The organism is Streptococcus lactarius, assembly GCF_016642265.1.
GTDB lineage: Bacteria > Bacillota > Bacilli > Lactobacillales > Streptococcaceae > Streptococcus > Streptococcus lactarius.
The window spans coordinates 57166-66152 of record NZ_MRXX01000005.1 but is presented as its reverse complement, the minus strand read 5'-3'; the positions used below and the strand labels follow the sequence as shown (position 1 = coordinate 66152).

Annotated in this window: 8 protein-coding genes; 1 reads left to right on the top strand and 7 read right to left on the bottom strand. The window is 43.3% G+C overall.

Features of this window, described 5'->3' with window-relative positions:
• Nucleotides 1-182 precede the first annotated feature (182 nt).
• Both BTU61_RS04320 and manA read right to left on the bottom strand, forming a co-directional pair.
• Complete coding sequence (locus tag BTU61_RS04320) at nucleotides 183-923, bottom strand: MerR family transcriptional regulator (protein WP_200772474.1); 741 nt, start codon at nucleotides 921-923, stop codon at nucleotides 183-185.
• Between the two features lie 125 nt (nucleotides 924-1048).
• Complete coding sequence (gene manA / locus BTU61_RS04315; protein WP_200772473.1) at nucleotides 1049-1993, bottom strand: mannose-6-phosphate isomerase, class I; 945 nt, start codon at nucleotides 1991-1993, stop codon at nucleotides 1049-1051.
• Between the two features lie 114 nt (nucleotides 1994-2107).
• Between manA and queG the strand changes: the two genes are divergently transcribed.
• On the top strand, nucleotides 2108-3232 hold the full coding sequence (queG, locus tag BTU61_RS04310; protein WP_200772472.1) for a tRNA epoxyqueuosine(34) reductase QueG: 1125 nt from the start codon (nucleotides 2108-2110) through the stop codon (nucleotides 3230-3232).
• On the opposite strand, the gene BTU61_RS04305 is transcribed toward queG, so the two are convergent.
• From BTU61_RS04305 to BTU61_RS04285, 5 genes are all read right to left on the bottom strand, one after another.
• A complete protein-coding gene (locus tag BTU61_RS04305; RefSeq protein ID WP_478078801.1) occupies nucleotides 3229-3738 on the bottom strand; it encodes a GNAT family N-acetyltransferase in 510 nt (169 codons plus the stop codon). The two genes, queG and BTU61_RS04305, sit on opposite strands and share 4 nt — an antisense overlap.
• A gap of 227 nt (nucleotides 3739-3965) precedes the next feature.
• Nucleotides 3966-4481 carry a phosphatase PAP2 family protein gene (locus BTU61_RS04300; protein ID WP_200772470.1) on the bottom strand — a complete coding sequence of 172 codons (516 nt, stop codon included), beginning with the start codon at nucleotides 4479-4481 and terminating at the stop codon, nucleotides 3966-3968.
• 393 nt (nucleotides 4482-4874) lie between these two features.
• Complete coding sequence (locus tag BTU61_RS04295; RefSeq protein ID WP_200772469.1) at nucleotides 4875-6635, bottom strand: ABC transporter ATP-binding protein; 1761 nt, start codon at nucleotides 6633-6635, stop codon at nucleotides 4875-4877.
• A complete protein-coding gene (locus tag BTU61_RS04290) occupies nucleotides 6628-8430 on the bottom strand; it encodes an ABC transporter ATP-binding protein (protein ID WP_200772468.1) in 1803 nt (600 codons plus the stop codon). The genes BTU61_RS04295 and BTU61_RS04290 overlap by 8 nt, the downstream gene beginning before the upstream one ends.
• Nucleotides 8427-8873, bottom strand: a complete 447-nt coding sequence (locus tag BTU61_RS04285; RefSeq protein ID WP_200772467.1) for a MarR family winged helix-turn-helix transcriptional regulator — start codon at nucleotides 8871-8873, stop codon at nucleotides 8427-8429. The genes BTU61_RS04290 and BTU61_RS04285 overlap by 4 nt, the downstream gene beginning before the upstream one ends.
• Between the last annotated feature and the right edge of the window lie 114 nt (nucleotides 8874-8987).

The window sequence follows — 8987 nt, the reverse complement described above, 5'->3', positions numbered from 1 at the left end:
CGAAGCAAGTATCCTAAGTCTTTGTTCGCTTTTTAAGCTTCAAAGATGCCCTATGTTGACGGAAACTATGTTTCCTTTATCTGCAACCTTCAACAGTCTCCCAGACTGTTGAAGCTGTGCGGAGGTGGGACGACGAAATCGAATTCTAACGAATGACCGATTTCTGTCCCACTCTCACTTTTTTATTTGGGTTGATGTGCCACATAATGGGCGATGACATCTGATGTGTACTGGGCTGTTCCAGTTCCAAACTTGTCGATGTTTTCTTTAAATTCCGGATTATAGACATAGCCCTTGCCGATATGACCAAAGACCTCCATTGAGCAGTCAAATCCATACGTTCGAATAGCATCTAAAAGCTTAGCTGCTTGATCTTGGTTTTCATTTGCTGCTACTGGTAGACCAGCTTGAAGGTTTTGTGCCAAGGTTTGAAAGACTTTATTAAAGGCTGCTGCGACCTCATCTTCACGCCCTTTTTGGCGTTCAAGTGCTTGGTCCATAACTTCTTGGCCATACTTATCCACTGCCTCTTGATGGTATTTCTGATTGTCTTGATAGCAAAATCCAGTGAATTTTTCCTCAATCGTCATATTTCTTTCTCCTTTTTGTTCTTGGATAGTTTTTTGCAAGGTAGAAATCAAGGTATCCAGATGTTGCCTTTCTCGAGTCAGATAGTCCAACTGCCTGATCAAATGGGGCAATAAATCTGTCCTTTTTTCCTTTAACAGCTCTGCTATTTTTTCTAAAGAAAAGCCTAGATATTTATAATACAGAATGACCTGAAGTCGTTCCAAATCCTCTTGACTGTAGATTCGATAGCCGTTTTCCGACTTTAACGGAACTAAGAGCCCTATTTTATCGTAGTGGTGTAGTGTTTTGACGGAAACACCTGAAAGCCGCGCAGCTTCTTTTATATGATACATGATCTCCTCCTTACAAGGATAGTATAACCCCTCCCCTTAGGGCAGAGTCAAGCTTTTTTAAAAAATTTTTATGCAGATGAAAAAGGCTTGAGTCGCTCTACAGCATTCACTCAAGGCCTTTCTTTTTATGGATGGCTAACAATCAATTCTAAACCTTGCCCTTCCAAAGTCCAAGCTTCAACATCGCTTGGTAAGATAAAGTGACTTCCTTTTTTGATTGGATAATTTTCTCCGTCTACAATTAGCTGACCTTGGCCAGCTAAGACGCTCAACAAGCTGTAGTCAGCTGCCTTTTCAAAGTCCACTTCTCCTGTGATTTCCCACTTGTAAACAGTGAAGAAACCACTGGCAACCAAGGTCGTCATTCGAAGATTGTCGACAACAACTGTATCTGGACGGCTATTTGCAGGCTCACCAATGTTCAAAACATCGATGGACTTTTCAAGGTGAAGCTCCCGCAAGTTGCCATTATCATCCTTGCGGTCAAAGTCATAGACACGGTAGGTTGTATCGCTAGACTGTTGCGTTTCAAGGATCAAGATACCTGCACCGATCGCATGCATGGTCCCGCTTGGTACATAGAAGAAATCCCCAGCCTTGACAGGTACTTTGGTTAACAAGGTATCCCAGTTTTTATCTTCGATTTGCTGACGGAGTTCTTCTTTTGACTTGGCATTGTGACCATAGATAATCTCAGCACCTTCATCTGCCGCAATCACATACCAGCACTCTGTTTTTCCGAGTTCGCCTTCATGCTCTAGTCCATACGCATCATCTGGATGGACCTGGACACTGAGCCAGTCATTGGCATCCAAAATTTTTGTCAAAAGTGGGAATACAGGCTCTGGACGGTTGCCAAATACCTCACGGTGTTCCGCATACAAAGTAGCTAGGTCTGTTCCCTCAAAGCGACCATTGGCTACCTTAGACACCCCATTTGGGTGCGCGGAGATAGCCCAATATTCACCAATCTTTTCACTCGGAAGGTCATAGCCAAACTCATCACGTAGCCTAGTCCCACCCCAGATTTTTTCCTGCATCACAGATTGTAAAAATAATGGTTCTGACATCTTCTCCTCCTGGAATTTCCTGCCCCTATTATACAAAAAAATAAGCGTGATTAAAAGCCTTTCTCCGCTTTTTCACACTCGCCTAGATCCTCATTTTTGTGTATAATAGAAACGATGACACTGAAAGAACAAATTATTCAACTAGCCCATTCAATTGGGATTTCAAAAATTGGATTTACCACTGCTGACGACTTTAATTACTTGGAAAAGTCACTACGCCTTGCCGTTGAGGAAGGGCGAAATTCTGGATTTGAGCATAAAAATATCGAAGAACGCATCAAACCCAAGTTAAGCCTCTCCTCTGCCAAGACCATTATCTCGATCGCTGTGGCCTATCCTCATAAACTAAAGCAGCAACCTCCAAAAACGGCCTATAAAAGAGGAAAATTCACTCCTAATAGCTGGGGGTTGGACTACCATTATGTCTTACAAGACAAGCTTGATCGCCTAGCAGCTGGAATCGAAGACTTAACCCAGGATTTTGAATACAAGGGGATGGTGGATACCGGAGCCTTGGTGGACACCGCGGTTGCCCAACGTGCAGGGATCGGTTTTATTGGGAAAAACGGCCTGGTCATTTCAAAGGAATATGGCTCCTATATGTTTTTAGGAGAACTGATTACCAATCTTGAGATTGAACCTGACCAGCCTGTCGACTATGGCTGTGGGGACTGTAGGCGTTGTTTAGATGCCTGTCCAACTTCTTGCTTAATTGGCGATGGTTCCATGAACGCAAGGCGCTGCCTATCCTTTCAAACCCAGGACAAGGGCATGATGGATCTGGAATTTCGTAAAAAAATCAAGACGGTGATCTACGGTTGCGATATCTGTCAGATCTGCTGCCCATACAATAAAGGTCTTGACAATCCTCTAGCCTCCGAAATTGATCCCGAATTGGCCCATCCTGAATTGATCCCCTTTTTAGAGCTTTCAAATGGCCAGTTCAAAGAGAAATTTGGCAGTGTTGCCGGTAGTTGGCGAGGGAAAAATATTCTCCAGCGCAATGCCATCATCGCACTCGCCAACGCCCATGATCGCTCAGCCATTCCTAAGCTCTTGTCGATCATTGAGACCTCACAAAATCAGATCCATATTGCTACGGCCATCTGGTCTCTGGGGCAATTGGTGCGCGAAGCTACCCCAGAGCTGGTGCAACTCTTGCTAGACATTAAAAATCCCTCTCAAGACATTATCCACGAACGCACAGCCTTTTTTGAACGCTTTGGCATTCCAGACTAGGAACAAGGAAATGAAAAATCACTNNAGTGATTTTTCATTTCCTTCAAGAAATACCAACTTCCCATCTTCACATTGTTAAAATGAATGGTACTTTCGTAGACTTCCTTGTATCCATTTTTCGTGTAAAAATAGACATTGCCTTTGGTATTGGTATAGAAGGCCAACGTTTCTCCCTTGACACTTTTTAAGAAGGGTTCGATACCTTCGGTCATAAAGCGACTGCCATACCCTTGGCGTTGGTGTTTGGGCGCAACACCTAGAAGCATCAAATACCAATCAAAATCCGCATTTTTCTCCAATTCTTTATCCGTATTCTCCATGAAGGCAAAGTAGGCCAACATATTTTTTAAAGAAATATACTTGAGCAGGCCAAGGCCACCATTCAAGAGATAGGCCCGAAAAGGAATTGGACCCTTTTGCAACAAGGCGACCGCGTAGATTTCTCCATCTTTTTCAGCTACCAAGCAAATATGGTGCTTGAGAAAAACTTTGACCAAGATGCGCATCATACTCTTTACAAAATCAGGGTATTGATGTTGATCTCGCATGACATCCTTGATGACTTTTACAAATAGATATTCTTCAAAGGCTGTGCTCGCTACTTGAACAATCTCCTCTAAATCCTTTTTTTCTGCTTTTCTATACTGCATATTTTCTCCTATTCTATATCATTCATTCAGTATACACGATGAAGTCCCTTTATTCAAAGGACAATTTGAACCATTTTGTTCATTTAAACCACTAAAAAGAGTCCTCCCCATAGGATACCAAGTCCCCACGCCACCAGAACATCCTTGGGATAATGAACTCCTCCAAGGACTCGAACAAAGGCTAACATAAGAGACAAAAACAGGGAACAAAGGCCTAAAGACAAAGATAATTGACAAAGGCACATGGAAATAATGGTTGCCGAAAAAACATGCCGACTGGGAAAGGAATGGCCCGATGAACGCTTCTCCAATAAGGGTTGAAACTCCCACTTCTCGTAAGGTCTTGGAAAATTTATCCAATGGCGAACGAGACTAAACAAGACAAATCCTGTTGCAGGAATCCAAACAAAAGGCCACATTTTCTCCAAAGAAACTTGCTTTGCAAAAAGCCAACAAAAGACCAGGCCATAAACGCCTGGCATCACAAACGTAAGAAGTCGATTGAGTCTTCGAAGAAGCTGGATCCGATGCGGTTTTTTGATAAAAGGCTGGATGAGCCAGTTATAAAATTCAGGGTAATCGCGAGAATTTCGCTTCATCTTAAGACTCCTGCTTCCAATCTTTTTTTCATACTATTAGTATACGTGATTCCAAGAAAAGCTGTCAAGCAAGTGATATTTTTTCACAATCTTTGGGCGATTTCATTGCTAAATGAGCTCCTATTTCCCCCTTTTTGTCATTTTTTTGACCCTAAGAACCGTCTTTTCCAACTCTTTTTTGGATACAAAAATAGGACCACAGTAGCAATTGCTAACCTTGATCCTATACTAACTTCAAAACACAGTAGCTGATTGGACTCTTCTCTCGCTTATCAGCTCGGAGGAATCCTAATCAGCTTTGTGGGGGTAGGACAACGAAGCGTCCATAAATGATATCGCTTCTGTCCTACTCCCTATTTTCACTATATCCGCTACGCCCTTTGTATCTTGTTTTTACGCTACTTCTTCTGTGAATTGGCTATTGTAGAGATCAGCATAGAAGCCATTTTGGCTCATGAGTTCTTGGTGGTTTCCTTGCTCGATAATATTTCCATCTTTCATCACGAGGATCAAATCCGCATTGCGGATAGTGGACAAGCGATGGGCAATGACAAAAGAGGTCCGGCCTTCCATAAGTTTGTCCATGGCTTTTTGAATCAACTCTTCTGTACGGGTATCGACAGATGAGGTTGCTTCATCCAAGATGAGGAGTGGAGCATCCTTCAAGAGGGCACGCGCAATGGTCAAGAGTTGCTTCTGACCGACAGACAAGGTGACCGAATCATCTAGCACGGTATCATAGCCATTCGGCAAGGTCCGGATAAAGTGATGGACCCCAACCGCTCGCGTTGCTGCTTCGACGGCTTCATCTGAAATATCGGTTTGATTGAAAACAAGATTTTCCCGAATGGTGCCCTCAAAGAGCCAGGTATCTTGTAAGACCATGGAGAAGGCATCATGAACTTCTTCGCGGCTCATGGTTTTGGTATCCTCACCATCGATAGCAATTTTACCAGCTTGAATGTCATAAAAACGCATCAAAAGATTGACCAAGGTGGTCTTACCTGCGCCTGTCGGACCAACAATGGCCACTTTCTGTCCAGGTTTCGCTTCAGCAGTAAAATCATGAATAATGGTCTTATCTGGTGAATAGCCAAAGCGCACATGCTCAAAGCTAACATGACCTTTTGGCGTTTCCAATTGGCGCGTTTTTTGAGATTCGTCTTCCATTTCTTCTTCATCTAAGAATTCAAAGACCCGCCCCATGGCAGCACTGGCTGATTGCAATTGGGTAATTCCTTGAGCCATTTGACCAATTGGTTGGGTAAAGATGCGAACATAGGTCATAAAGGCAACAATGGTCCCGATGGTAATGTCTCCATTGATAGTAAGGACAGCCCCAACGATACAGACCATGACATAGCCGAAGTTCCCTACAAACTGCATCAAGGGCATCATGATCCCAGAGAAGAATTGGGATTTCCACATGCTATGGTACAACTCTTGGTTGATGGCATCAAATTGCTCTTTGGCTTGATGACGACCATTATAGGAAATGACTACATTGTGCCCACTATAGATTTCTTCTACATAGCCTGAAACTTTGGCAAGATTGGCTTGCTGTTGCTTAAAGAGAGGCTGGCTCTTGACCATAATGATACTAGATAAGCCAAACCCTCCAAAAACAGAGAGGATGGCTGTCAGGGCAAGATGCCAATCCGTCTTAAACATCATAAAGATCGATCCAACCAATAAGACGATGGAAGAAACCATTTGCACCAAACTTTGGTTAAAAGATTGGGTCATCAAATCCACGTCATTGGTCACACGAGACAAGGTATCTCCTTGTTCATGGCTATCAAAATATTGGAGGGGTACCCGATTGATCTTCTCAGCGATGGCATTGCGCAAGCGTTCTGCGAAACGCTGAATCATGGTGGAGATAATAAAACTACTGCTGTATGAGACCAAGGCCCCTACTCCATAAAGGACGGCTAAGGTCAGAGCAATCGAAGTGATCTTGTCAATATCAATGGCGCCTCCCATCCCTTTTGTGATGGTATCCGTGATTTCTTTTAATTTATCTGGTCCAATAACCGTGATCACACTAGATACGATCGAAAAGAGGATGGCAATCACAAAAAATAGATGGAAGCCCTTCAAATAGGGAGAAAGTTGGCTCCAAAGAGATGATGTTTGTTTTGTCTTATGCATGTTCCAACTCCTCCTTAGACAATTGAGAATAGGCAATTTCTTGATAGACTTCATTGGTCTCAAGCAATTCCTTGTGGGTTCCTTGACCAACGACCTTCCCTTGATCCAAGACCAAGATCAAATCTGCATCCATAATGGTCGAAATCCGTTGGGCGACGATCAATCTGGTCGTATTTGCCAGCTCTTCTTTCAAAGCTTGGCGAAGGATCCGATCCGTTTTGTAATCCAGGGCTGAGAAGGAATCATCAAAGATCAAGATCTCAGGCTTGCGTGCCAGAGCGCGTGCAATGGCCAAGCGTTGCCGTTGACCACCTGAGAAGTTGGTTCCTCCTTGTGCTACTTCTGTATCCAAGCCCTTTTCTTTTGTGGCCACAAACTCTTTAGCTTGGGCCAATTCAAGAGCCTTCCAGATGGCTTCATCCTCTAATTTTCCTTGACTACTTTCTCCAAATTCCATATTGGAGCGAATCGTACCGCTAAAGAGCACTGCTTTTTGAGGAATGTAGCCGACTTTATTGTTCAAATCTTGGTGGCTATAGTCCTTGACATTGACGCCATCCACAAGAATCTTTCCTTCTGTAGCATCGTAAAAACGCGGAATTAAGTTGACCAAAGTGGACTTCCCTGAACCGGTTGATCCAATGAAGGCAACAGTTTGGCCCTTCTGAGCTGAAAAGGTCACATGCTCAATCACCGCACGAGAAGTCCGCCCATATCGGAAGGACACGTCTTGAAATTCTACTGTACCTTCAAGATCGGTTCTTGTCTTTGATTCACTTGGAAAGGCTACAGAGGGATCTAGAGCTAAGACCTGGTTAATCCGTTTCGCAGATACCAAGGCACGAGGAAGGATAATCAAGATGGCCACCATCATCATGAAGCCAATGACAACTTGCATGGCATATGAGGAGAAGGTGATCATATCTGAGAAGACCTTGGTTCGATCCGCTAAAGCTGGACTGGTGAAGATTTTGGTAGGATCTTTTGGCATGGCGATATCATTGATCAAGTGCGCCCCGATCCAGTAGATAGCTAGGGTCAAGCCACTTGAAACCACTGTCATAACTGGGTTCATCAGAGACATCAACCGATAAACAAAGAGATTGAGGCGGGTTAAACCCTTATTTTCAGCTTGGAATTTTTCATTTTGATAAGCTTCCGCATTGTATGCACGAACCACCCGCACCCCTGTCAAACTCTCCCGTGTTGTGGCATTCAAGGCATCCGTCAAGCCTTGCACTTTTTGCTGGCGAGGGAAGGCAATCAGAACCAGAACAGAGAGGAGAAGCAAGACGATTAAGACCGCCACACCAACAGACGTTGTCCAAGCACCGCTCTTGCCCCAAATCTTTGTCAAAGCCCAAACGGCCATAATAGGACCACGCGTCACCACCTGCATCCCCATGACAATCATGATTTGTAACTGGGTCAAATCATTGGTCGTCCGTGTCAAGAGAGAAGGCACAGAGAATTTCTTGATCTCTGCATCAGAGTAATCCATCACTTGGTGGAAAATCTCTCCTCGCAGTCGTGTTGTAAAGCTGGCAGCGACTCGTGAAGCTAGAAAGCCCACAAAAACCGCCATCAAAAAACTTCCAAAGGAGAAGAGCAACATCTTACTCCCAGGCTCCATGATGTCAGAAACTTTTGTCCCCTTCTTTGCTAAGAGAGTCGTGATATCAGATAGGTATTCAGGGGTCTTTAAATCCATCCAAACAGCTAGACAGATAAAGACTGTACTAAGGGCAATCATGCCCCATTCTTTGGCCGTTAAGCGCCGAAATATCTTGATCATTCCTTGCTCCTTTTTTTCATATTCTCATAAAATTGCTGCATGACTTTGAAAAAGATGGTCAATTCTTCTTCTGATACACCAGCCATCATATCTCGATCTACTTCTTCAAAGAATTGTTTCATGTCATTCAACTTATCTTTCACACTGTTTGTCAGGTAGACATACTTGGCCCGTTTATCTGTCGGACTTGGCTCAATATAGATAAATCTATTTCTCTCCATGCGTTTGATCAGGTTACTGGCCACTGATTTTGAAATATGAAGCTCTTGTTCAATATCCCGAATCAAGGTCACTTTTCCCTCTTTTTCACGATGGGATAAAAAGACAAGAACTTGTCCTTGGGGTCCTGCAAAAAATTCAAACCCACGCTTTTTAGCTTCTCTTTCCACCAAAAGGTGAATGAGATGACCTACTTTTTTAAATTCTTGTAATGGTTTTTCCATCATTCCTCCAAATAGTTCTTAAGAGAACCTTAAAGTTACTATGGGAACTATTTTAGCACAAAAAAGATCCCTGTCAAGAAAAAAGTTTCTATAGGAACTAAAAAGAGAGTGGGA

What these genes read in the sequence shown, in the direction of transcription:
- BTU61_RS04295 (WP_200772469.1), bottom strand. Translation starts at nt 6,635, where the DNA reads ATGCATAAGACAAAACAAACATCATCTCTTTGGAGCCAACTTTCTCCC.
- BTU61_RS04285 (WP_200772467.1), bottom strand. Translation starts at nt 8,873, where the DNA reads ATGGAAAAACCATTACAAGAATTTAAAAAAGTAGGTCATCTCATTCAC.
- BTU61_RS04320 (WP_200772474.1), bottom strand. Translation starts at nt 923, where the DNA reads ATGTATCATATAAAAGAAGCTGCGCGGCTTTCAGGTGTTTCCGTCAAA.
- BTU61_RS04290 (WP_200772468.1), bottom strand. Translation starts at nt 8,430, where the DNA reads ATGATCAAGATATTTCGGCGCTTAACGGCCAAAGAATGGGGCATGATT.
- manA (WP_200772473.1), bottom strand. Translation starts at nt 1,993, where the DNA reads ATGTCAGAACCATTATTTTTACAATCTGTGATGCAGGAAAAAATCTGG.
- queG (WP_200772472.1), top strand. Translation starts at nt 2,108, where the DNA reads ATGACACTGAAAGAACAAATTATTCAACTAGCCCATTCAATTGGGATT.
- BTU61_RS04300 (WP_200772470.1), bottom strand. Translation starts at nt 4,481, where the DNA reads ATGAAGCGAAATTCTCGCGATTACCCTGAATTTTATAACTGGCTCATC.